We start from the raw sequence: 22,691 nt of genomic DNA, 5'->3' as shown, positions 1-22,691 counted from the left end.
TTCTTTTATTTATAGGGTTTTTCATGAAGTATTTTTATTTAGCTATTACGTTATTATTTAGCTCATTGGTTTTAGCCGAGGAACCTGTCGATCTTGAAGTAAATATGAAAAACACGGGCCTTGCATATAAACAAGCGGTGCAGGCAACTCAACTTAGTGAATTTAATACTGCGATTGATGAATTTATAAAGCTGGTTAAAGTGAGTAAAACAGGTAAGTTTTACAAAAAACCTGAGCAGTCATTGCAGGGCCTTGATAAAGTGATTGCTCAAGCTGAACTTGCAAAAAAAGCAGCAAACGAGCAGGGGTTAAGTGCGGCAAAAGAACCACTGAAAAATATAGATAATTTACGTAAAAAATATCATGAGTTACACGAGCCTCCAGGGTTCTTTGAATTACTGTTCGGTTCATAAACCTAGACTATATGTGTCTTTAGTAGCTACTTTTAAGCTAATTGCGTTAAAGGTATCTGCAGCAATAAATATAAGGAAACACAATGGAAATTTCAGTTTCAATGTTAGAAGGCCAAAAGCAAAGCGCTAAATTTGGCGACCTAGAAGTAATAAGCGATCAAAGCGTAAACGCTGGTGGCAATGCAGAGTATCCAGAACCGTTTGATTATTTTTTAGTAAGTATGGTTTTATGTGCAGGTTTTTATGCGCGTAAGTTTTGCGAGCAGCGTGATATTTCAACGCAAGGTATGACGCTTACTCAAAATAACGAAAATGTAGATGACAACGGTAAAAAGCTATTTTCAATTGAGATTAACTTACCAGAAGGCTTCCCTGATAAATATAAAAAGGCGCTTATTGCAGCCGTTAATACCTGTACGGTAAAAAAAGTAATTCAGGCAGTGCCAGAGTTTTCAGTAGTGGTAAAATAGTCCCCCCTAAATTAGGTAGCTTAAGCAAGCTACCTAATTATATGTTGAGCATCCCCGTTTAACTTATTTCTTTTTCATTCCTTGTACTGCTTTAAAGCGTGGGTTGTTTTTACAAATTACAAATACGCGGCCTTTGCGTTTTACAATTTGACACCCCGGACGTTGCTTTGCACTTTTAAGAGAGCTTAATACTTTCATACCTTTTCCTTTTTAACAGTCGATAAACTTTTAAAACGACGATTAAACTGTGCAACGCGGCCATCTGTAGCGGCTGTTTTTTGCTTGCCTGTATAAAATGGGTGCGAGTCACTTGATACATCAATAGGTACGTATGGATATGTATTACCGTCTATTTCTACTGTGCGGCTCGTTTTTATGGTTGAGCCAATAATAAAGTAAGAATCGGCAGCGGTATCGTGAAAAGCAACCACGTGGTAATCAGGATGAATATTTGGTTTCATAATACGCCTCAATAAATGATATGTGATAATATATCACTTTAATTTACCGTATTTATTCTCCCATTGCAAATTATTTAAATGTTCCTCAAAAAGGCCGTAATTGCTGGCTATTTGCGCAAATAAATCAAAAAATAAGCACTTGAATCAAAAATGCTGGCTATTGGCGTTTAGGCTGTTATAACTATATTTAAGAGTTAAAACGTTAACAAATACGGTTATAAAGTTATTACAGAGGTTATGTATGAGTGACGCAACACAACAACAAGAACAAATTGATCAAGGGGTGATGGAAACCCTAAGAGAGCGCGACCACAGTACTTTGGCGCAACAAGTAAATCCTTTAACCTGCAACCATAACGATATTGTAGAGTTACTTGCAAGGTATATGGCACTAAGCGAGCAAGAAGATGATGAGCTGTTTGATACTTGGTTTGATAACCTAACTAAAGAGCAACATACTGTTTTAAAAGTATTTGAAGTTTACCGTGGACAATATGAGCACCAAAATTAAAGTGTTTATTTTTGTAAGTATGCCAAATCCAGTGGTTATTTAAATAAAACTAAATAGCCACTACTACTTTTTAACTAGAAAGTAGTAATGTTGTATCAACCACTACTCCCACCTGTTTTCATCATAATTTTTTGCGGATTTAATCTAATCTTTATTTAGGTACGACTTACTGATATTCATAAGTATTTATTGCTATTTTAAGGTAATGTTCTAGTTTTAATAGACAGACTGTTTATAATTTAAATAAGTTTATGGGTTATATACTCGAAAATATTCGCTCCCATTTCGTAATTTATAAAACACTTAAAATTAATTGAGCTTTAATAATTAAACCTGAGATCCCAAGTAACGAAGCAGAGCGATTACATGCGTTAAAAACATTAAAAATTCTAGATACGTCGCATGAAGAGCGCTTTGATCGTGTTACTCGTATTGCCAAGCGTATGTTTAATGTTTCTATTTCATTAGTTACTTTAATTGACGAAGACCGCCAATGGTTTAAATCTAGGCAGGGGCTTGATGCGCCTGAGCTTCCTCGCGAAACCTCATTTTGTGGCCATACCATAAATCAAGACGAGCTATTAATAATCCCAGATACAGCCCAAGATAAAAGGTTTTTTGATAACCCTTTTGTTACAGGCGATCCTAAGGTACGCTTTTATGCTGGCTTTCCTTTAAAATTAAGGCAAGGGGTTATTATAGGCACTTTATGCCTTGCCGATAATAAACCTAGACACCTTAATGATGAAGAAAAACAATTACTAAGAGATTTAGGCACGTTAGTCGAGCGAGAGATTCAATCGATTCAACTAGCCACAATTGACGAGTTAACAAAAATCTCTAACCGACGTGGCTTTTTAAACTTTGCCGAGTATACGCTAAATATATGTAGGCGAAACAAAGTATCAATGTCGTTTATAGTGTTTGATCTTAATAAGTTTAAACAAATTAATGATATTTATGGGCACCACGAAGGCGATTTTGTATTGAATAAATTTGCGCAAATTATGCTTAGTTCATTTCGTGATTGTGAAGTAATAGGTCGACTTGGCGGTGACGAGTTTGTAGTAATGTTAAGTGACTTAGATGAAACAAAAGCTGAGTTTGTTTTACAAAGGTTTGCGGATGTAATAGCGCATGCTAATAATATTTTAAATAAGCCTTACAAAATTGATTACAGTGTAGGAGTAACACACTTTAAACACGATACAAATAAATCGGTTGAGGATATGATTCAAGATGCTGATTGCGCTATGTATCAGCAAAAAAAGCAGCAATCACTTTAGTGAGCTATTTAGTTTAATTGCTGCTTGAACTTCACTTAACTCCCTCATGCTAGTACGAATCTTATAATAGGTAGTTATTGGCTATTGCAGTCATTTTTTGCAGCGGGTGATGCTAAAGACACATTTGGTTGCCAAATCCTGTCCCATATTTTATGAAGATTGTTTAAGTTTGGTCTTTGACTTATTTTTTCAAAGTTACCAATGCTCACCTCTGAATCATTTTTTTGACCCACTACAAAATTAAACACATAGTTGCACTCCATCCCCATACGTAAATCAGAAAGTACAATATTGCTTTGCTGTTGGCGCACCGAATAAAACCCTTTAGTAAACCACTGCAAGCGTTTTATAGCCCATTCATCGCTAATATTATTTAACAATGAAGGCGTTGTTCGATAAGCCGTTAATGTAACATCGCTGGGCGCGTCAAATACTGATGCATAACCTTCGTAGTATTGCCCGTCAGACATCACAACAATACGCCACAGTAAAGTGGTTAGCGGTGCAGGTGTACTAACATATGCATTTACTGGTATTTGCCTGTTGTTGAGTGCTGTTGAGTGCTGTTTTTACTTTGTTATCAATATTTACTTTTAAAATTAAAGCGCAAAATAAATATAAGCTACTTAAAACTAAGGTCACTGCATTTATACGATAAGCCGTTGTTGGTTTTATTTTGGGTATTAGCGTACATATTACGCCAATTAATAAAGGAAGCGTGTAAGCGGGGTCAATAATAAACACGCTAGAAACTGCAAAGGGGTACTCAGTAAAAGGCCAAAGTAGTTGTGTACCGTATACTGTTAGGCTGTCTAATATGGCATGTGTAGATAAACTTAAAAATACCAGCCAAAACCAGCGCACTTTATAAGTTTTCATTCCGGTGTGTATTTTTAATATTAGCCATACAATGATCGGGCTAATTAATAAATGTATTAATAACGAATGGCTAAAGCTACGGTGGTAAGTAAATGCTTCTACAGAGCCACCATAAGGCAAAAATACATCTAAATCAGGAAGTGTGCCTAAAATTGCTCCCCATAAAACGGCTTTTCGACCTATTTTATTGCCTAATACCGCATAACCTACAGCACTGCCTAATGCTATCTGCGTTAAAGAATCCATTTTGATTAATACCTTTAATTACTACTTTTATTATTTATACTTTTTGATTATTAAAAAGCATCAAAAAATCGGTTAAAACGTTTAATAAGCATATCAATATCAATATCAATACGCAGAACTTATAAACTAAGCCTAAGCCTAAGCCTAAGCCTTATAAAATCTAAAAACGCCACAATTCGCGGTGATACCGCATTTTTTCGCCGCTGCTTGCGCTAAGAGAAAACGTAAATAAAATGAGTTTTACTAACGGCCAAGTTTACGAGCATGTAAGTTCGAATCTTATAAATCACCAATACGTATGGCTAAGTCTGTTTTATGCTCGAGTAAATTAATAGTACTGCCGTGTGAGGTTATATCAAGCGTTATGTGAGAGTATTACTTAGCGAATTCACCAATTAAAGGCGTAAGTTGATGCAATACAAAAGGGTTTGCCGAATCTATTAGCTGCTTGCCATTTGGCGATTGTTTTAAAGCTTTATGGCGTTTTCATCTGTGCATAAAATATTTAGCCTTTCGCAGGCGTATTTTAAAAGTATAGCTTTCCTAGCATTTTAAATTAAGCAAAATAATACCCCGTGGCGACTTATAAATCCTGTTGCCGTTTAAAGTGCGGACGGTCAATTTGTTACCATGTTTGGAATGATAATTGCTTCTAATTATAAAAATAAAGTCGTCAATTTTTAGACACATGAGGCAAAAATGAATTTTGGAACTCTTTCTTCACAGTTATACAATGACAATAGCTATTCGAATCTAAGTAATTTAAATAAAAACACTGTAAAAACGGATGATCCTAGTAAAAGTCCAGAGGCTAAAGCAGACTCTTCTTTAAATAAAGACGCCGAAAAAACTACGAGCTCTACTGCAGCTACTGAAGACGCAAAGTCTATCATTAGCAGCGAAACAGAAGATTCGAGTGACAATTCAGCAGTTCAAATGAATAAAGCGATCGAGTCAATTAAAGATTTACAGAGTAAAATAAGAGAAATGACCAATAGTTCTGATACGCCCACAGGGGAAGCGATAGAAGAGCTAAGCGAACTTAAAAAGCAACTCGATAGTGAGCTATCGTCGATACAATTGACAGTGCGAAAAAATGTATCTACTTTAATGGATTCAATGTTTTCATCATCTTCAGATAATAAAAATTCAGGTTTGCTTTTTAATAACCAAGCATAATTTAACTTGCTTTTTAATATAGTTATAAGCTTAGTCGTGGCTTTATAAAATCTAAAAAAGCCACAATTCGAGACGATACCGCACTGTTTTTATAATACACGGCTTGTACAACCTCTCGGTTATTAGGAGAGCTAACTGCACTGGGTAACACTTCAACTAATTTACCTGTTTTTAGGTCGTTGCCAATCATAAAGTGAGAAAGTAGTGCCACACCTTGGTTTGCAATACATAGTTGGCGCACTGTTTCGCCGCTGCTTGCGCTAAGCGAAAACGTAAATAAAGCGGGCCTTACTAACGGCCAAGTGTTTAATTTAGGGGAGTCACTAAAGCCAATTATCTTGTGATTTTGTAAGTCATCTATTTGCGTAATTGCTGTGTTGTTTTTTATATATTCTGGGCTGGCTACAATACGTAACTGGCTGCTGCCAAGTTTACGAGCATGTAAATTTGAGTCTTTTAAATCACCAATACGTATGGCTAAATCGGTTTTATGTTCAAGTAAATCAATAATGCTGTCGTGGGAGGTTATATCAAGCGTTATGTGGGGGTATTGCTTGGCAAATTCGCCAATTAAAGGCGTAAGTTGGTGCAATACAAAAGGGCTTGCAGCATCTATTCGCAGCTTGCCACTTGGCGCTTGTTTTAAAAGCTTTATGGCCTCTTCACCGGTATAAAGCGTATTTAACCCTTCACGCGCAAATTTTATAAAAGTATGGCCTTCTTCAGTAAGCTCTAATCGGCGTGTTGTTCTGTTTAGCAAAGTACATTGCAATGTATTTTCAAGGCGTGATACAGCTCGCGACACTTTAGCCACCTGTTGATCGAGCAAATTAGCCGCTCCCGAAAAGCTTCCACAATCTACTACCGTTATAAACGTTTCTAAATCTTCAGTTTTTGAATGAACTGCCATAAGTATACCAACACCATCTTTGCATTATTAACAAAAGTATTTTGTCACTATTGCTATTTTTTGCAAACGATATTTTAGCCAAACTACATTCTTCAAATATTAATGAGGATATAACTATGCCATTGGCTTTGTGGGCGCTTACCTTAAGCGCATTTGCAATAGGAACAACTGAGTTTGTAATAGTGGGATTAGTACCCACCATTGCAAACGACTTAGGCGTAAGCCTACCTTCAGCAGGTTTGCTTGTAAGTTTATATGCGGTTGGCGTTGCCATTGGTGCGCCGGTGCTAACAGCTTTAACGGGTCGTTGGAATCGTAAAGTGGTACTAATAAGCTTAATGGGCTTATTTGTTTTAGGTAACCTACTTGCATGGCAAGCGCCAAGTTACGAAACATTAATACTTGCGCGCATTTTAACGGGGCTTGCCCATGGTGTGTTTTTTTTCAATCGGATCGATGATTGCCACAAGTCTAGTAAGCAAAGACAAAGAAGCCAGTGCAATAGCCATTATGTTTACCGGGCTTACTGTAGCACTAGTAACTGGTGTGCCACTAGGTACATGGATTGGACAACACTTTGGTTGGCGTGCAACGTTTTTAGTTGTGTCGGTATTAGGTTTAATTGCATTAATCGGCAGCTCTATTTTAGTGCCAAAAAATTTAAAACAATCAATACCAGCGACGTTTAAAGAGCAACTACAAGTAATCGTAAAACCGCGTTTATTACTCGTATATTTAATGACGATATTGGGCTATGGCGGCACGTTTACAGCGTTTACTTATTTAGCACCTATTTTAGAGCAACAAACAGGTTTTGCACCTTCGGCTATTGCCTTAATAATGCTTGTTTACGGTGTATCGGTAGCGGTAGGTAATATTTGGGGTGGAAAGTTGGCCGACAAACGGGGCCCAATTAGTGCACTGAGTATTATATTCAGCGCTTTGAGTGTTATTTTACTGATATTTACCTTTACGATGGAATCAAAAATTGCCGCTGTACTTACTATTTTAGTCTGGGGCGCATTTGCTTTTGGCAATGTGCCAGGCTTGCAACTTTATGTTGTAAAGCAAGCACAAAAGCACACGCCAAATGCGGTGGATGTTGCATCAGGTTTGAACATAGCCGCATTTAATATTGGTATTGCACTTGGGTCAATTATTGGCGGTAGCGTAGTAGAGAATATGAGCCTGCATGATACAGCATGGATAGGCGCCGTTATCTCTGTTTTAGCACTTGGTGTTACACGCTACAGCGGTATGCTTGATAAACGTGAAATTCAGCAAGCGTAAACTATCTTCTGTTAAGGTTGAAACTAAAATTAATGACCTCATACCTATTATGAGGTCATAGAATTTTAAGTGACAGTCGTAATAATAAGTAAAAGGTGTATTTCGTAAAACTATAGGGCGTGTTGATCTTTGGTTGTTGAATTTGCAGTAGTAAGTTTGGTTTTTAGGCAAGGCAGAGCCTATGTAGTGTGGTTGTTCCCCATAAATAGGCGATAACGCAGCATAAAAACCAAACATACACTGCCCGTTGGGTTCTTTCTAGGAGCGGTTAACTCTTTGTTGCTCGGTTTTTACTTAGCCCACTAGGTTACAAACCTCGCGCCGCGATTAAATCGCTCCTAGATTGAACAAATTTCAATCCACAAAGGACAACACGCCCTAGTGAAGTTTGTATTTCAAAACCGATTATTTTATAAGGATAAACCATGACAAAACGTGTAATAGAAATGCCAGAACTAGGTATGGGAACATTACGCTTAGAGGGCGACACTGCCTATAACTCAGTAAAAATGGCACTCGAAGTTGGGTTTCGCCATATTGATACCGCACAAATTTATGGCAACGAAGAGCAAGTAGGTCAAGCCATAAAAGATAGTAATATTCCGCGCAGTGAAATATTCTTAACCACCAAAGTGTGGAATAACAAATTAAATAAAAGCGACTTTATCCCAAGCGTTAAAAAGTCACTTGAAAAGCTACAAGTTGATTCGGTCGACTTACTGCTAATTCATTGGCCATCGCCTGCTAACGACGAGCCAATGAGTGAATACCTCACTGAATTACTAAAAGCGAAGCAGCTTGGTTTAACTAAGCACATTGGTGTATCAAACTTCACCATTGCAAACTTAAATGAAGCAATGCAAACACTTGACTCGCGTGAAATATTTACCAATCAGGTTGAGGTTCACCCATATTTAACTAATACTAAATTGCGTGCATTTTGTGCTCAGCACGATATACACGTGACAGCGTACATGCCATTTGTAGTAGGCAAAGTACTTAAAGATCAAACCATTATCGACATTGCTAAAAAGCACGATGCAAGTCCAGCACAAGTTGTTTTAGCATGGGTTAACGCAAGCGGCATGACGACAATTCCATCATCAACTAAGCGCAAAAACTTAGAAGATAACTTTAACGACCACGTTAAGTTAGATGATGAAGACATAGCCCGCATTGATGGTCTTGATTGTGGCGACCGCCAAGCAACACCAGACTTTGCGCCGCAGTGGGATCAGTAAACTTACCTCAAACGCAAAGTTAAACTAAATATTTTAAGGTGTAGATTATCTACACCTTAACTTTTAAAAGGAATACACATGTTAACGGTTATAGCTGCACTGTCGTGCAAAAATATTGATGCAGATGTGATGCTTACAGCACTTGAAAACTTACAAAAGTCATCGCGCCAAGAAGTAGGGTGCTTACGTTATGAACTATCTGTAAAAAGTGATGATGAACATACCGATTATGTTGTTAGCGAACAGTGGGCGTCTGACGAGCACTTTGAAGCGCATAAAAACGAGCCACACTTTAAAGCATTTGGTACGCAAGTTACTGGGCTTTTAACCAATAGTAGTATTGATGTATATAAATCAATTGGTTAAATTCTTTTTATAGTGCCTATTATGGTACGTATTAAAATACTTAGCTAAATTACATATCATAAAGTAAATACTCAAATAGGTGCTGTTATCTTACATCACCTTTTATTCTTACACTCCAACCTGCCTAAATACCCAACTTCGCCAATATCAATGAAACCTATTAGGACTCTTTTTTGTTAATTCGCATTCGTAGTGCTTCGAAATCAAAAGAGGTTCATAACTTTATTAAAAGTCGTTTTGGTATCACAACCCACTCTAATAAATAGCCTATTTAATTTGTTGTTTACATTAAAGTTCTCTGGTGTAAATTATAGAAATATAACATGGCATTTTAGTCAGCCGTAAATAGTTCGAGTGGTACTGAATAAGAGACTCAAAATAGCAAACTATTTATATATTTTTTGTGTGTTATATTTTTAGAGCTGAGTTAATTAAACTAATAATGGAGACATGGGTATGGAAATTAATAAATCTAATCAATCTATTCTTATTTTTGTAATCCCTTTATTAGCTGCGTATTTTGGATCAAAAGTTATATTTCACTTATTTTCTTTTGAGTATCTTGTGTTTACAGATACTTTTGACATTCTAAAGCTACTCATTGATATTAGTGTATTTGGAGTGTTGTTCTATATTAGTTCGCTGGGCGTTGGTTATGTCATCAGAGCTAAAACATAAGTTTTTAATCATTAGCTGGTAAATTGCTAGCTAAAAAATCACAGCCAATAAAGCCTTAACAGCTTTAAACTGTATAATTTATATGGAGATAATAATGAAAAAATTAATCGCAATCGTAGCGTTGTTAGGCTTTGCTTCATTTGCACAAGCTAATGATAGTTTTGTAGTGAATGCTAAATTTTATGATAATAAAAACTTAATTGGCTCACCTGTTTTAGTAGTCAATTCAAATGAAGAGGCGTCAGTTTCAGTTGATAATTCGTATAGTTTTGCTCTTACAGTAACGCCAATTGATGAGCTTACTGTTAGTTTAGCAACTGACCTAAAACTAGGTGGAAAACATATGGCTCCCTCTTTAGTTGTTGAACTAGGCAAAGAAGCAAGTATTAATATTGATGGTAAAGAGCTTTCAGTTTTAGTAAGCAAATCAAGCAGCTAATAAGTTAAAAATTAGGAATATAATTAATGAGAAACTCAAGAAATGAAATAGTAAAATATGGAGTCTCTTTTGGTACGGCCCTAGCAATTGCTATTTCATGGAGTGCTAACGAGTCTGTGTTATGGGCAATTTTGCACGGTTTTTTATCTTGGTTTTATGTTATTTGGCATCTAATCACGCGATAAGTGCTTTCGCGTGTGCACTGATTGATTATGTAGATTGCGGTCAATGTGAATACTTGAGCAATTACCATCTAAAACAAATAAGTCAAAAATATAAAAGGAATAATTAATAATGAAAGGTGCGGGTGGAAGCTCTGGTGGTATTGGGCATTTTTTTATTGGTTTAATTATGATGTGCGGTGGCTTTTATATGCTGCTAAACGCAATTTCGGTGACCTCTAATTTTGGACTAAGTTCTCGCATTTATAGTGTTAATGCTTTAGGTGGCTTTGGCGTTACAGGCGGCATGGTTATGATCCCGTTTATTTTTGGTGTGGGTCTGATTTTTTATAATTCTAAAAACATTTTAGGCTGGATACTATCTCTTGGCTCGTTAACCGCACTCATATTTGGCGTTATATCGAGTGTGCGATTTAGTATGCGAACTATGACGTCGTTTGATTTGATTGTTATTATAATTTTAGCGTTTGGTGGCTTAGGGCTGTTTTTACGTTCGCTTAAATCTATTGATACTTAAATAATTCCCACGCTTTGTTTTAAATACAATTTTAATTATAGGCATTTAACATGATGTTCTAATGCCTAAGCTAATACATTAATAATATAACCCTTCCTATTTACTGCTTAACCAGTAACGTATTTTAAAGAGATTTATGTGAACAACTCAATACAACTCAAACTAATTGCTACTCACTTATTAGCACAAAGAGAAGAAAACCCAGCGCGTTCAAACTTTCCTAAAGAGTTAGTACTAGACTCGACTGACGATGCGATAGAAGTACAAAAGTTGATGATTTACTTAAATGAGCAAACTGTATATGGCTGGAAGTGTATGCTGCCTTTGGATGATGGCTCAATTATATTAGCGCCTCTTTTACATGCACCTATAAAACAAGCTGAAAATTGCCCATTGTATACAACAAACAATAAAGCGCTTATTGAACCAGAAATTGCATTTATTTTACAAAGCGATTTACCAAGTAATAAAACCTATACAAATGAAGACGTAGATACTGCATTTGCCAGCGCCCATTTAGCACTTGAGCTTATTCAAAAAAGGTTTGATGAAAACACTCCAAGCACTCACATTGAAAAACTGGCCGATGGCCTATCTAATCAAGGCGTGTATTTAGGCCCACAAATAGATAGAGCCAAAGCGTATAACGCAAGTACTGTAAATATCAATGTTAAGCAAACTGAGCTGGAGTTAAACTTGGCGGGTGTGCACCCTGCAGAACTTGCGCAGCTTCCACTTTATTGGGCGGTTAATTACTTATCATCAAAGGGAATTAACTTAAAAGCAGGGCAAGTGTTTATAACTGGTTCTTACTGTGGCGTAGTTGAGCTTAATACTAATGAGCAAACATGTATTACATATGAAGATTTAAATACATTTAATGTGACATTTTTATCCCATTAAGCGAAGTATTCATTTTAACGGTCATAATAAAACAACCCACTAATTAGTGGGTTGTTTTTATTTGGCTAAATTTTAATTATTGATTTTAGAGAGTAGTGCAGGATTTATTACGAGATTTCGTACGCCGTGGGCATGATCTTCATTAAAGGCGTTACTTTCACACCATTTACCAACACTGTTTATATCAACCTTTGCTACTTTTGGTTTAACTGACCATGTTACTTGAAAAGGAGAGCCTGCTTCGTTGTAACTCGGACCAGTCGTTGAACCGCTATAAACAACAGGTTTACCCGTATTTGTAGGTGTAGCAATAGCTTGATAGTAACCATTAACAGATGACACGGTGCTTATTTCAGTAAAATCAAGTGCGTTAGCATCGTTTACTAATACATATACTTGAGCTTCAACACGTAGTTGCGGATTTTTAATCGAATCACTTAAACAACTCCCCAAGGTAGGGCCTGGTCTTACAATTGCTGACGTATGAACGTTATGAACCTCAATGGTATCGCCAACTAAAAGCGCGCCGTGATCGCTCGGACAAATTTCAATTTTTGCTGGTTTACTTTCACCTTTAGTTAAAGAGCCTGAATATAAGTAGCCACTTTGAAAACCTTTTCCATTACCATTTCCTGCATATTTACTAAACTCGCCACCGGCATGTTCAGCATTTTTATGAAAGTGTATATTACATAAGTTCATATTTGATGAAGTTGGGGCATGAGAGAAAGCTGCCGTGTTTTCGCCTTTATAATTATCAATATTGCGTGGAGATTGTGGCCCAAAACCTTTATTAGCGGTGTTTTTAGCAAGCGCTGCACGCTGTATTTTTATTATGTCGTCATTTACTATTTCGTGGTTAGCTTTAGCTAGTGTATTAAAAGACAGGATAGTGATTACAGCAGAAATTACACTTATTTGTGTTTTGATTGTCATTGAGTCAGTGCCTTTAAATTATATTTTGCGTAACAATTAAGTTAACAGCTCTTGTTGTTCGTCAAATAATCCTAAAATAATTAAACTAATGCAAAACTATTTAATAGATAAATCGTATTTTAAAATAAGTGCATCTATATAGCGGGTGCGTAATGTATGTTGTTTTTCATGATCGGCGCCATGCCCTAGCGCTTTGTTTAAAAGCTTTATGGCGGGGTGTAATAGCGCTCTTTCTTCTTGGTTTAAACTCGCTTTACTGCGCAGTTCTGTAATGTCGTCAACTAATAGCCTGCCAATGTCTACCGAGACTATTTCGTCTATTAATCCATTTTGAGTAAGTACGCCATATTTACTGCATAAAAACTGTTGCCAAACTTGCTGTAAGTGCTCGTCTATTTCACAGCCAAATAGCTCTTCGCTAAACGTAAATCCTTGCTGAGCGAGTTTAGTTAGGGTTGCAGTATATTGCTGCGCAAAATAATTAAAAGCATGGCTTGATGATTCTATTTTTTGTTTTAAAAGACCTTGCCCCCAATTAACACAGCCGCGCGGATAATAGTCGTCATATTCTTCGCATTCATACAAACCCGAATATGAGCTGCAGCTAAGTTGACTTTTAATACAGTAACTTGGTTTGGGGAACACACTTCGCTCTTGCCAAGCTAAAAGTGTATCTGCATCTATGTTTAATGCTTGGCACAGTTCATCGGTGTTATAAAAATGAGTTGCTAAGTAGTCAGATAAACGCATAAAGCCTCTGGTATCGTTAAAATAAAATACTGTTTATATATACAGTTATTCATTTTGTATTACCAAACTCAATAACACAAGCGATTTTATAATTAAATGTGCGCTTATACCTCCAAAAATACCGGCAAGTATGTTACAAATAGCGCAAGTTTTATAAATAATGAATTTTTATGCGCACCCTAAACCAAATTAAACAAGCAAGCCTTATTACAGCTATTAAAACGCCATATTTAGCAAACGGTGAAATTGATCTCGCAAAGTACGATGAACTCGTTGAAATACAAATTGCAGCGGGCGTTGATGGCATTGTAGTTGGTGGCACAACAGGCGAAGGCCAGTTAATGAACTGGGAAGAGCATTTAATGCTTATAGCGCACAGTGCAAACAAATATGGTGACAAACTGGTTATTGTTGGTAATACCGGTAGTAACAACACCCGTGAAGCGATTAAAGCAACTAAATATGGCTTTGCCAGCGGTATGGATGCAGCGCTGCAAATTAACCCATATTACGGACGTACGTCAATCGCGGGTGTTAAAGAGCACTTTAAACGCGTACTTGATATTGGACCTGCCTTTATTTACAACGTAGCAGGTCGCACAGGTCAAGACCTAACACCTGATATTATTGAACCATTAGCACAGCATTCGAACCTAATTGGTATTAAAGAATGTGGCGGCAATGAGCGCATTGCACAGTATGAGCAGCAAGGCATTGCGTGTTGGTCTGGTAACGACGATGAAGCACACGACGCTCGTCATGTACACAAAGCTCACGGTGTTATTTCGGTTACTTCTAACCTTATTCCTGGGTTGTTTCGCCAATTAATGGATACTAAAAATGATGAGTTAAATACGTCATTACAACCATTAATGAACTGGTTGTTCTGTGAGCCAAACCCTATTGCTATTAACACTGCGATGATGATGACAGGTGCAGTAAATCCAGTATTTAGATTACCGTATTTACCGCTTAGTGATGAACAACAAAAAGTAGGTTTGCCATTAATAAATGAGCTTAACGAACGTGAAGTTGTCGGTGGTAAAGCACAGTTATTAAAACAAAATGAGGTATTAACGCTTTCTTGAGTTGATAATCAATATTTTAATGACTTAACAAACTAATTTTTAGCTTTTAATCCAGTTTAAAGCTAACTGTTGACTCGTTTTTGCTGTATAATTTGCGACCCTTGATAATGTGGCCGTAGGTTATACAGCATGAATTTTAAATCTTTTAGTTTCGCTCCTGAAATCATCCAGGCGTTGGACGAACTTAACTATCACACTCTTACGCCCATTCAGCGCGCAGCAATCCCTGCTGTTCGTAAAGGTAAAGACGTTTTAGCCAGTGCACAAACTGGTACCGGCAAAACTGCCGCGTTTGCTTTACCTATCATCCAAAAATTGGTTGAGTCTGAACTCAGCACAACGAATGCACCTCATGCGTTAGTACTTGCGCCAACGCGTGAACTTGCAGAACAAATTGCAAATAATTTTAGAGATTTTGCAAAGCATACATCACTTAAAGTTGTTAGTTTATTTGGTGGTGTTAGTACCGCCGGCCAAGCAAACGCTTTAAAAGAAGGTGTTGATATTGTTGTTGCAACACCAGGTCGTTTATTTGATCATATTCGCTTAGGTAACTTAAGCCTTGCAAGTGTTAAGCACCTTGTTCTTGATGAAGCCGACCGTATGCTTGATATGGGCTTTATTGAAGACATGCAAAACGTGATTAAAAGCTGTGCAGAAGAGCGCCAGATTTTACTTTTCTCTGCTACTTTCCCTGCAGCAATTAAACAATTTGCATCTAAAGTATTAAAACAAGCTGAAATAGTGCGTGTTGATCAAACTAACAGTACAGCAAGTACTGTTGAGCATGTTGTTTACCCTGTTGAAGAACGTCGTAAGCAAGAACTACTTTCTGAATTGATTGGTAAGAAAAACTGGCAACAAGTGCTTGTCTTCGTAAACATGAAAGAAACAGCTGACGAGCTTGTTAAAGAGCTTAACCTTGATGGTATTCCGGCAGGCGTTTGCCACGGTGACAAATCTCAAGGTAACCGTCGTCGTGCTTTACGTGAATTTAAAGAAGGCAAAGTACGTGTATTAGTAGCTACAGAAGTGGCTGCTCGCGGTATTGATATTGATGGTTTACCTCGTGTAATTAATATTGATTTACCATGGCTTGCAGAAGATTACGTTCACCGTATTGGCCGTACAGGTCGTGCTGGTCGCCAAGGTCAAGCAATCTCATTTGTTAGCCGCGAAGAAGAAAACACTTTGTTTGAAATTGAAACGTTAATCGGTCAAAAAATCAAACGTGTATATTTAGAAGGTTACGAAGTAAGTAACCGTGAAGTACTAATTGATAAAATTGGTAAAAAACCAGCGCATTTACGCCGTACACGTTCTAACAAGTTATCAGGACAAGCAACCGGTGAAGCGAGAGCTGTAAATCGCTCACGTATTTCAAGCGTTCGTAAAAGCTTAAAAGGCGAAAAACTGTCACTTAAAAAGTCATAGTTAACGCCGTTTAGTTTAAAAAAACCTGAGTTTACTCAGGTTTTTTTGTATCTAACGATAACACCTCATCAATAATATTTGCGTATACATAAGCCGCTTGCTCGCCCTCTTTATTTGCTATTATGGACAAACCAACTGGTAAACCACTTACTTTGCCTACCGGCAGAGTTATGTGCGTTGTGCCTGCAATAGCAGATAACGAACTACTACTACCATTAAAATTATCACCATTAACTAAGTCTGTTTTCCAGGCGGGTGATACTGTAGGCGCTATAACAATATCAAGCTTGTTGTTTTTATATACATTAACAATGGCTGTCGTTGCTAAAGTGCGATAGCGTTCTTTAGTCTCTTGGTATTTTTGTTTGTTAGTTAAATCAATAGCCTGAGATTGAACTAGGATGTCTTGCTCAAAGTGGGGCATTTCTGTATTTTTATTTTGAATATTAAAATTAATAAGTGCTTTTAGGCTTTTAACAGCTACTTGTGCGGGAGTGCTTGCGAGGTAATGATTAATTTCGGCTTTGAAGTCATAAAGTAAAATATAGTATTCATCAACAAATAGCGTATCTAAGTTATCAGTAATATCTACATTAATAACAGTGTGCCCAGCCTGTTGTAATGCTTGTAACTGCTTGGCATAAAGGCGCTGCGTTTCAATTGTAAATTTATCGCTAGGGAGTGCACCAATAATAAGTGACGATTTTGATTTTATATTACCTGTTTTTAGTTCAAACCCTGTAGTTGTCGCATCAAGGGAGTCCTCACCTTGCAAAACTGATAAAACCAGCAGCGCATCTTTAAGTGAATGCGCCATCGGCCCTACTGAATCTTGGCTACTTGAAAGAGGTATAACACCAGAGCGTGATACTTGGCCCATACTCGGTTTTATTGCATAAACTCCATTTACTGAGGCAGGGCACGTAATTGAACCGTCTGTTTCAGTCCCTAATGCTATAGGCGCAAAGTTAAGTTCGACTGCCACAGCAGAGCCTGCACTAGAACCACATGGATTACGTGTTACATCGTGCGCATTATGTGTTTGTCCGCCTACGGCACTCCAGCCTGACGACGAATAGGATGAACGAAAATTTGCCCATTCACTTAAATTAGCTTTACCTAAAATTATAGCGCCCGCATTACGTAGTTGTTTAACAACAAAAGCATCATTATCAGTAACGTTATTTTTAAATGCTAAAGAGCCAGCCGTTGTGGGAAGTGTGCCTTTCGTTTCTATATTATCTTTAAGAAGTACAGGTATTCCGTGTAATGGACCTGCCCAAGTGCCTTTGGCGGCAAGTTCATCTAACGTTTTAGCTTGAGCAATCGCTGTAGGCTCAATACTAATAACTGCATTGTATTGTGGGTTAAGTTTATTAATTCGGTCTATATAATTTTGGGTGAGTTGCTGTGCATTAATAGAATTATTTTTATATGCAGTGTGGATTTCATCGATGGTTTTTAGCTCTTGTGCTTTAGCGTTAAAAATTGCTAATACACTAAGCAACGAAAAGGTAAATGTTTTGATCATGGTTGAGGTGCTTGAGGTGTTATTATTTTCTATACATTTAGCACAAAAAAACCTCACAAAGTGAGGCTTTTCGATAAACAGCTTAAAAAAGAGGTTTAAGCGTTTTCTAACATAGACAGTGCGACTGCTTCAGCTGCTTTAATACCATCAATACCCGCTGATAAAATACCGCCAGCGTAACCTGCGCCTTCACCTGCAGGGTAAAGCCCTTTGGTGTTAATACTTTGGAATGTTTTATCACGCTTAATACTAATAGGCGACGAAGTACGTGTTTCCACACCGGTTAATAAACCGTCGTTAGTTGAAAAACCACGAATTTGTTTATTAAACGCTGGTATCGCTTCGCGAAGGGCATCAATTGCAAATTGTGGTAACACTTTACTCAAGTCAGTTAACTTAATCCCAGGAGTGTAAGAGGGTTGTACTTCACCTAAGTCTGCAGATGATTTACCTTTTAAGAAATCTCCAATTAACTGCGCTGGTGCATCGTAGTTGCTACCACCAAGCTCATACGCTTGCTCTTCAAGTTTGCGTTGTAAGTCTATTCCAGCAAGTGGATTACCAGGGAAATCTTGCTCTGGTGATATACCTACCACAATAGCGCTGTTAGCGTTGCGCTCACTTCGTGAATATTGACTCATACCATTGGTAACAACACGGCCTTCTTCAGAGGTTGCCGCGACTACTGTGCCACCTGGGCACATACAAAAGCTGTAAACCGTGCGGCCATTGTCGCAGTGATGCACAAGTTTATAATCGGCAGAGCCTAAAATTGGGTTTCCTGCATTTGTGCCAAAACGACATTCATCGATCATTGATTGTTTATGTTCGATTCTAAAACCGACTGAGAATGGCTTTGCTTCAACATAAATCCCTTTTTTGTGGATCATATCAAACGTGTCACGTGCGCTGTGGCCAACGGCTAATACAACATGGCGAGTGTTTAGCTGCTCGCCATTTGAAAGCGTTAAACCTGTTACTTGCCCGTCGTCTAAATGAATATCGTCAACACGTGTGCTAAAGCGAATTTCGCCGCCAAGCTCTATTATATGAGCGCGCATTTTTTCAATCATGGTGACAAGTTTAAACGTACCAATGTGTGGCTTACTTACGTATAAAATTTCATCGGGTGCGCCTGCTTCTACAAATTCAGTAATGACTTTTCGGCCATAATGCTTTGGATCTTTTACTTGGCTGTATAACTTACCGTCTGAGAATGTACCTGCGCCACCTTCACCAAATTGTACATTTGATTCTGTATTAAGTGTGCGTTTACGCCAAAAGCCAAACGTGTCTTTTGTACGTTCACGTACTTCTTTACCGCGCTCTAATATAATGGGTTTAAAGCCCATTTGAGCAAGTAATAAGCCCGCAAATAAACCACAAGGACCAAAACCAATCACGACAGGGCGCTCTTTGATATTATTGTTAGCTTGGGCTACAAATTTATAACTTGTGTCTGGTGCTACTTTTACATGCTGGTCTTTTTCAAATGCTGCGAGTAGCTCGGCTTCGTTATCAACTTCTATATCGAGTGTATAAATAAGTAAAATAGCTGATTTTTTACGTGCATCATAACCACGCTTAAACACATTAAAACTGTGCAATTGTTCAGGTTGGATTTTTAGTTTATTTACAATTGCTTGACCAATTGCCTCTTCGTCATGATCAAGTGGCAGCTTTATTTCGGTTAAACGTATCATTTATATCTCTTTTAGGTGTCATAGCGGGGTATTATTACCGCTCACAATAAGGGGATGCAGGGCACAACGAGTGTGCAAACATTAGGCGCGCATCTTACGTTAAAATAGCCTGATATGGCACTTATTTATTGTATTTTTGGGGTGGATGGGTATGATCCACAACTGTTGTTCAAAATCTTAGGTATTAAAATAGTATGGCGTTTGTTGTCACCGAAAATTGTATAAAATGTAAGTACACCGATTGCGTATCAGTGTGCCCAGCAGATGCATTTTTTGAAGGCCCTAATTTTTTAGCAATTAGCCCGATTGATTGTATTGATTGTGGCTTATGTGTCCCTGAGTGTTCAGCTGATGCGATATACCAAGAAGATGAGCTACCAGAGTCTCAAAAAGAGTTTACTGAATTAAATGCTGAACTTGCACTGGTCTGGCCGCGCATTACAGAGGTTAAACCTGCACCAGAGGACGCTGATGTATGGAATGGCATAGACGATAAGCTTAAACTACTCGAAACATAATACATAACAATTAGTTACTCCTTTATCATTAAATAGTTGATTTTTTTATTTCAAATTATTAACAAATGTACCTGGATAAATTACAATCCTCAGCTTAAGTTGCTCCTTATGAGTAATTACAGTCTAAATGGATGTTTATGCAGTACTTTATAACTATAATAAAAAAGTTTATCTTCCTATTTTTAAGTTTTGTTTTATTACTTTCAAGCCTTGATGTAGCGGCTAAAAAACAGCAAGTATCCTTGTCCCGTATTGATTCAAATATCACCGTTGATGGTGTTATGGATGAAGCGCACTGGCAAAATGCAACACGTATATCTTTATTTTACCAAGATGAGCCTAACGAAAAAGGCACACCCCCTGTAAAAACTGATGCCTTTATTTACGAAGATGGCACTAACTTATATGTTGGTTTTATTGCTGAGGATCCTAACCCTGAGCAAATTCGTGCATCACTTCGTGACCGCGATACGCTATGGGAAGACGACGTCGTTATTCTTGTTATTGATACATTTAATGATGAACGCAGTGGTTATGAATTCCATGTTAACCCGCTGGGCGCGCAAGGCGATATACGAATGACCGACACCGATGGGTGGAGTTCTGATACCTCATGGAATGCTATTTGGGATAGCGCAGGACAAATTAACGACAAAGGTTATGTTGTTGAAATGCGTATTCCTTTTAAAGCACTGCGTTTTCCTGAAAATAAAAATGAGCTAACGTGGGGTTTTTCTGTAATGAGAAACTACCAACGTGATGTGCTATATCAGCTATCAAATATGGGGTTTGATAGAAATGTGAAATGCAGCCTTTGCCAGTTTGATAAGTTAGTTGGATTTAGTGACATTGAATCAAGTAAAAATATCCAATTAACACCTACATTAACCACACTGCGTAACGATAATAAATCCGCGTTGCCAGGTGATTGGGATAAGGGTGATATAGATACTGAAGTGGGCTTAGATTTACGCTGGGGTTTAACAAAAGATGCTGTTTTAAACGCGACAATTAATCCTGATTTTTCGCAAGTAGAAACTGACTCTTTAGAGCTTGATGTAAATACAACCTTTTCAATTTATTACGCTGAAAAACGTCCTTTCTTTTTAGATGGTGCTTCTTACTTTAAAAGTAGCTTATTTGAGCTTTTATATACACGTACAATTGCAGAGCCTACTTTAGGTGCAAAGCTGACGGGTAAAACGGGTGATCATAGTTATGCGCTAATGCTAGCTGATGACGACAATAGTAATATTTTACTGCCAGCGAATCAGGGCTCTGGCTTTGCAAGCTTAAACGAAAAAACGAATGCAGCCGCAGGGCGTTATCAATATGACTTAGGTCAGCAAGGTACTATTGGTATTTCAAGCACGCACAGAGAAAGTGACGATTATCACAACACTGTATTATCAGTGGATGGTAGCTACTGGTTTAATCAATCGGATACTCTTTTGTATCAAGTGTCATCTGCTGATACTCGTAACTCTGAATTTTTAATTCAAAACTATAACTTATCTGAAACTCAATCAGATGAAGCTTATGCTCTAGAATTTACCCGCGATAAACGTGATTACAAATTATTTGCATCTTATGAAAATATTGGGCAGGACTACCGCACTGATTTAGGTTATCAAGCTAAAGTCGATTATGAAAAAGTAGGCTTTGGTGGCGGACAAACATGGTACAGAGATGAGTCTGATTTACTTACCTCATGGTCATACGAAGCTGACTGGGATAAAACGTGGGCGCAAAATGGCGACTTACTTGAAGAAGAATACGAAGGCTTTTTGAGTTTTAAAGGCCAAAAACAATCTATTTTTGAAATTGGTTTAGTACACCGTTATGAAAATTATAATGACAATTTTTATAATCAAAATATTGGTTACATTTATACGGGCTTTAAACCCACTAAAGATTTAAAGTTATCATTATATGTTGAATACGCTAGCCGCATTGATTATGCAAATGAGCAATTAGGCGACGCGTTTGACACCCAAACCCAAATGGTGTGGGACATTAACGACCATTGGCAGCTCGATGTAAAACATAACTACAGCCAATTAGATAACCCACAAGGGGAGCGTGTATTTACAGCTAACTTAGTTGATTTTAGGCTTCATTATAAATTTAGTATGCGTTCAATCCTTAAGCTTATTTTGCAATTTGAAGATATTGATAGAGACGAAAATGCCTACTTTTATCAAGTTAGCCAAATTAACAAAGACTATGGTAGTCAGCTTGTTTACTCATATAAAATTAATGCGCAAACACTGTTTTATTTGGGTTACTCAGATAGAGGTTACCAAGACGATTCACTTAAAAATATTGAGCGAGATCAGCGTACCTTATTTACAAAAGTTAGCTATGCATGGCAGCTTTAAATTTTAATAATAACAGTACTAGCGATGATTTTTAACTAGTTTGAGTAGCAATGCATCATGCGCAAGAATAATTTTTAAATGATGTACGACAGCGGAGCAAATGCGATAAAGGTTGAGTAAATATAAGTACTTAAAGCTGTAGTGGTGAGGCATAGATTAATGCGGCAAAAAAAACGACAAAGCTTATATACCGAATGTATTAAATTTTAAACAATTAAAACGTTTTTGTTTATTTTTATTAATCCCACCTATACTATAATGTAGATATAGTTAGTTAATCCATTATACTTACAATTTTTTGTTATTCTAATGGCTTAGGATTATATCAATGCTTGCGTAGTACTAAATGCAAGCGATATAATCCGTTTTTGGTAATAGG

General features: G+C 37.4%; 23 protein-coding genes and 3 pseudogenes. 16 read left to right on the top strand and 10 right to left on the bottom strand.

Annotated elements, in window-relative coordinates:
- Positions 1–23: 23 nt before the first annotated feature.
- Positions 24–413 carry a cytochrome b562 gene (locus ABX891_RS18680; protein WP_354630350.1) on the top strand — a complete coding sequence of 130 codons (390 nt, stop codon included), beginning with the start codon at positions 24–26 and terminating at the stop codon, positions 411–413.
- A gap of 83 nt (positions 414–496) precedes the next feature.
- Positions 497–883: an OsmC family protein gene (locus tag ABX891_RS18675; RefSeq protein ID WP_024591728.1), complete on the top strand. Its 387-nt coding sequence runs from the start codon at positions 497–499 to the stop codon at positions 881–883.
- A 63-nt stretch (positions 884–946) separates the two neighbouring features.
- Here the strand turns inward: ABX891_RS18675 and ykgO are convergent, their stop codons facing one another.
- Positions 947–1,081, bottom strand: coding sequence for a type B 50S ribosomal protein L36 (gene ykgO / locus ABX891_RS18670; RefSeq protein WP_002958669.1), 135 nt, complete (start codon positions 1,079–1,081; stop codon positions 947–949).
- Positions 1,078–1,344 carry a type B 50S ribosomal protein L31 gene (locus tag ABX891_RS18665; protein WP_165723509.1) on the bottom strand — a complete coding sequence of 89 codons (267 nt, stop codon included), beginning with the start codon at positions 1,342–1,344 and terminating at the stop codon, positions 1,078–1,080. Before ABX891_RS18665 ends, ykgO begins: the two co-directional genes overlap by 4 nt.
- 241 nt (positions 1,345–1,585) lie before the next feature.
- On the opposite strand from ABX891_RS18665, the gene ABX891_RS18660 reads away from it, so the two are divergent.
- Both ABX891_RS18660 and ABX891_RS18655 read left to right on the top strand, forming a co-directional pair.
- Positions 1,586–1,855, top strand: a complete 270-nt coding sequence (locus ABX891_RS18660; RefSeq protein ID WP_039487544.1) for a hypothetical protein — start codon at positions 1,586–1,588, stop codon at positions 1,853–1,855.
- 323 nt (positions 1,856–2,178) lie between these two features.
- On the top strand, positions 2,179–3,141 hold the full coding sequence (locus ABX891_RS18655) for a sensor domain-containing diguanylate cyclase (protein WP_354630510.1): 963 nt from the start codon (positions 2,179–2,181) through the stop codon (positions 3,139–3,141).
- Between the two features lie 74 nt (positions 3,142–3,215).
- Here ABX891_RS18655 and ABX891_RS18650 read toward each other — a convergent pair.
- A pseudogene (locus ABX891_RS18650) lies at positions 3,216–4,266 on the bottom strand (metal-dependent hydrolase).
- A gap of 282 nt (positions 4,267–4,548) precedes the next feature.
- Positions 4,549–4,796, bottom strand: a pseudogene (locus ABX891_RS18645) (LysR family transcriptional regulator); the annotation flags it as partial.
- A gap of 169 nt (positions 4,797–4,965) precedes the next feature.
- Here ABX891_RS18645 and ABX891_RS18640 point away from each other — a divergent pair.
- Positions 4,966–5,445 carry a hypothetical protein gene (locus ABX891_RS18640; RefSeq protein ID WP_024595984.1) on the top strand — a complete coding sequence of 160 codons (480 nt, stop codon included), beginning with the start codon at positions 4,966–4,968 and terminating at the stop codon, positions 5,443–5,445.
- A 22-nt stretch (positions 5,446–5,467) separates the two neighbouring features.
- On the opposite strand, the gene ABX891_RS18635 is transcribed toward ABX891_RS18640, so the two are convergent.
- Together ABX891_RS18635 and ABX891_RS18630 are read right to left on the bottom strand one after the other, a co-directional pair.
- The gene (locus ABX891_RS18635) at positions 5,468–6,355 is read right to left on the bottom strand and encodes a LysR family transcriptional regulator (RefSeq protein ID WP_354630349.1); all 888 of its coding nucleotides are present in this window, start codon (positions 6,353–6,355) and stop codon (positions 5,468–5,470) included.
- Positions 6,333–6,629 (bottom strand): hypothetical protein, encoded by a 297-nt coding sequence (locus ABX891_RS18630; protein WP_354630513.1) that lies wholly within the window; start codon positions 6,627–6,629, stop codon positions 6,333–6,335. Before ABX891_RS18630 ends, ABX891_RS18635 begins: the two co-directional genes overlap by 23 nt.
- On the opposite strand from ABX891_RS18630, the pseudogene ABX891_RS18625 reads away from it, so the two are divergent.
- The 7 genes and pseudogenes from ABX891_RS18625 (at position 6,514) to ABX891_RS18595 (ending at position 11,971) form a co-directional block, all read left to right on the top strand.
- A pseudogene (locus ABX891_RS18625) lies at positions 6,514–7,645 on the top strand (MFS transporter). The gene ABX891_RS18630 and the pseudogene ABX891_RS18625 sit on opposite strands and share 116 nt — an antisense overlap.
- 425 nt (positions 7,646–8,070) lie before the next feature.
- On the top strand, positions 8,071–8,886 hold the full coding sequence (dkgB, locus tag ABX891_RS18620) for a 2,5-didehydrogluconate reductase DkgB (RefSeq protein WP_197099232.1): 816 nt from the start codon (positions 8,071–8,073) through the stop codon (positions 8,884–8,886).
- Between the two features lie 78 nt (positions 8,887–8,964).
- Positions 8,965–9,252 carry a putative quinol monooxygenase gene (locus tag ABX891_RS18615; protein ID WP_002958660.1) on the top strand — a complete coding sequence of 96 codons (288 nt, stop codon included), beginning with the start codon at positions 8,965–8,967 and terminating at the stop codon, positions 9,250–9,252.
- Between the two features lie 456 nt (positions 9,253–9,708).
- Positions 9,709–9,930 (top strand): hypothetical protein, encoded by a 222-nt coding sequence (locus ABX891_RS18610; protein WP_165744742.1) that lies wholly within the window; start codon positions 9,709–9,711, stop codon positions 9,928–9,930.
- A gap of 94 nt (positions 9,931–10,024) precedes the next feature.
- Positions 10,025–10,369, top strand: coding sequence for a hypothetical protein (locus tag ABX891_RS18605; protein WP_024595990.1), 345 nt, complete (start codon positions 10,025–10,027; stop codon positions 10,367–10,369).
- 294 nt (positions 10,370–10,663) lie between these two features.
- Positions 10,664–11,068 (top strand): hypothetical protein, encoded by a 405-nt coding sequence (locus ABX891_RS18600; RefSeq protein ID WP_007580845.1) that lies wholly within the window; start codon positions 10,664–10,666, stop codon positions 11,066–11,068.
- A 138-nt stretch (positions 11,069–11,206) separates the two neighbouring features.
- Positions 11,207–11,971 carry a 2-keto-4-pentenoate hydratase gene (locus ABX891_RS18595; RefSeq protein WP_354630348.1) on the top strand — a complete coding sequence of 255 codons (765 nt, stop codon included), beginning with the start codon at positions 11,207–11,209 and terminating at the stop codon, positions 11,969–11,971.
- 72 nt (positions 11,972–12,043) lie between these two features.
- On the opposite strand, the gene ABX891_RS18590 is transcribed toward ABX891_RS18595, so the two are convergent.
- The gene (locus ABX891_RS18590; protein WP_354630347.1) at positions 12,044–12,907 is read right to left on the bottom strand and encodes a delta-class carbonic anhydrase; all 864 of its coding nucleotides are present in this window, start codon (positions 12,905–12,907) and stop codon (positions 12,044–12,046) included.
- Positions 12,908–13,003: 96 nt separating this feature from the next.
- Positions 13,004–13,657, bottom strand: a complete 654-nt coding sequence (locus ABX891_RS18585; RefSeq protein WP_354630346.1) for a DUF6058 family natural product biosynthesis protein — start codon at positions 13,655–13,657, stop codon at positions 13,004–13,006.
- A 170-nt stretch (positions 13,658–13,827) separates the two neighbouring features.
- Between ABX891_RS18585 and dapA the strand changes: the two genes are divergently transcribed.
- Entirely contained in the window at positions 13,828–14,745 is a 918-nt protein-coding gene (dapA, locus tag ABX891_RS18580) for a 4-hydroxy-tetrahydrodipicolinate synthase (RefSeq protein ID WP_354630345.1), read from the top strand.
- 129 nt (positions 14,746–14,874) lie between these two features.
- The gene (locus ABX891_RS18575) at positions 14,875–16,179 is read left to right on the top strand and encodes a DEAD/DEAH box helicase (protein ID WP_002958629.1); all 1,305 of its coding nucleotides are present in this window, start codon (positions 14,875–14,877) and stop codon (positions 16,177–16,179) included.
- 31 nt (positions 16,180–16,210) lie between these two features.
- Here the strand turns inward: ABX891_RS18575 and ABX891_RS18570 are convergent, their stop codons facing one another.
- Positions 16,211–17,710, bottom strand: coding sequence for an amidase family protein (locus tag ABX891_RS18570; protein ID WP_354630344.1), 1,500 nt, complete (start codon positions 17,708–17,710; stop codon positions 16,211–16,213).
- 95 nt (positions 17,711–17,805) lie between these two features.
- Complete coding sequence (locus ABX891_RS18565; protein WP_354630343.1) at positions 17,806–19,413, bottom strand: NAD(P)/FAD-dependent oxidoreductase; 1,608 nt, start codon at positions 19,411–19,413, stop codon at positions 17,806–17,808.
- A 194-nt stretch (positions 19,414–19,607) separates the two neighbouring features.
- Between ABX891_RS18565 and fdxA the strand changes: the two genes are divergently transcribed.
- Both fdxA and ABX891_RS18555 read left to right on the top strand, forming a co-directional pair.
- Positions 19,608–19,931, top strand: a complete 324-nt coding sequence (gene fdxA / locus ABX891_RS18560; RefSeq protein ID WP_002958626.1) for a ferredoxin FdxA — start codon at positions 19,608–19,610, stop codon at positions 19,929–19,931.
- 137 nt (positions 19,932–20,068) lie between these two features.
- On the top strand, positions 20,069–22,312 hold the full coding sequence (locus ABX891_RS18555; protein ID WP_354630342.1) for a carbohydrate binding family 9 domain-containing protein: 2,244 nt from the start codon (positions 20,069–20,071) through the stop codon (positions 22,310–22,312).
- Positions 22,313–22,691: the final 379 nt, after the last annotated feature.

Source organism: Pseudoalteromonas sp. NCIMB 1079 (genome assembly GCF_040567695.1).
Lineage (GTDB): Bacteria > Pseudomonadota > Gammaproteobacteria > Enterobacterales > Alteromonadaceae > Pseudoalteromonas > Pseudoalteromonas distincta.
The sequence above is the reverse complement of the archived record's forward strand: the minus strand, read 5'-3'. Positions and strand labels throughout refer to the sequence as shown.

Coding starts and splice junctions, on each gene's coding strand:
- ABX891_RS18635 (WP_354630349.1), bottom strand. CDS start 6,355: ATGGCAGTTCATTCAAAAACTGAAGATTTAGAAACGTTTATAACGGTA.
- dapA (WP_354630345.1), top strand. CDS start 13,828: ATGCGCACCCTAAACCAAATTAAACAAGCAAGCCTTATTACAGCTATT.
- ABX891_RS18660 (WP_039487544.1), top strand. CDS start 1,586: ATGAGTGACGCAACACAACAACAAGAACAAATTGATCAAGGGGTGATG.
- ABX891_RS18675 (WP_024591728.1), top strand. CDS start 497: ATGGAAATTTCAGTTTCAATGTTAGAAGGCCAAAAGCAAAGCGCTAAA.
- ABX891_RS18585 (WP_354630346.1), bottom strand. CDS start 13,657: ATGCGTTTATCTGACTACTTAGCAACTCATTTTTATAACACCGATGAA.
- ABX891_RS18570 (WP_354630344.1), bottom strand. CDS start 17,710: ATGATCAAAACATTTACCTTTTCGTTGCTTAGTGTATTAGCAATTTTT.
- ABX891_RS18575 (WP_002958629.1), top strand. CDS start 14,875: ATGAATTTTAAATCTTTTAGTTTCGCTCCTGAAATCATCCAGGCGTTG.
- ABX891_RS18640 (WP_024595984.1), top strand. CDS start 4,966: ATGAATTTTGGAACTCTTTCTTCACAGTTATACAATGACAATAGCTAT.
- ABX891_RS18555 (WP_354630342.1), top strand. CDS start 20,069: ATGCAGTACTTTATAACTATAATAAAAAAGTTTATCTTCCTATTTTTA.
- ABX891_RS18665 (WP_165723509.1), bottom strand. CDS start 1,344: ATGAAACCAAATATTCATCCTGATTACCACGTGGTTGCTTTTCACGAT.
- ABX891_RS18590 (WP_354630347.1), bottom strand. CDS start 12,907: ATGACAATCAAAACACAAATAAGTGTAATTTCTGCTGTAATCACTATC.
- ABX891_RS18565 (WP_354630343.1), bottom strand. CDS start 19,413: ATGATACGTTTAACCGAAATAAAGCTGCCACTTGATCATGACGAAGAG.
- ABX891_RS18600 (WP_007580845.1), top strand. CDS start 10,664: ATGAAAGGTGCGGGTGGAAGCTCTGGTGGTATTGGGCATTTTTTTATT.
- ABX891_RS18680 (WP_354630350.1), top strand. CDS start 24: ATGAAGTATTTTTATTTAGCTATTACGTTATTATTTAGCTCATTGGTT.
- fdxA (WP_002958626.1), top strand. CDS start 19,608: ATGGCGTTTGTTGTCACCGAAAATTGTATAAAATGTAAGTACACCGAT.
- dkgB (WP_197099232.1), top strand. CDS start 8,071: ATGACAAAACGTGTAATAGAAATGCCAGAACTAGGTATGGGAACATTA.
- ABX891_RS18630 (WP_354630513.1), bottom strand. CDS start 6,629: ATGGCAACGCCAACCGCATATAAACTTACAAGCAAACCTGCTGAAGGT.
- ykgO (WP_002958669.1), bottom strand. CDS start 1,081: ATGAAAGTATTAAGCTCTCTTAAAAGTGCAAAGCAACGTCCGGGGTGT.
- ABX891_RS18605 (WP_024595990.1), top strand. CDS start 10,025: ATGAAAAAATTAATCGCAATCGTAGCGTTGTTAGGCTTTGCTTCATTT.
- ABX891_RS18610 (WP_165744742.1), top strand. CDS start 9,709: ATGGAAATTAATAAATCTAATCAATCTATTCTTATTTTTGTAATCCCT.
- ABX891_RS18615 (WP_002958660.1), top strand. CDS start 8,965: ATGTTAACGGTTATAGCTGCACTGTCGTGCAAAAATATTGATGCAGAT.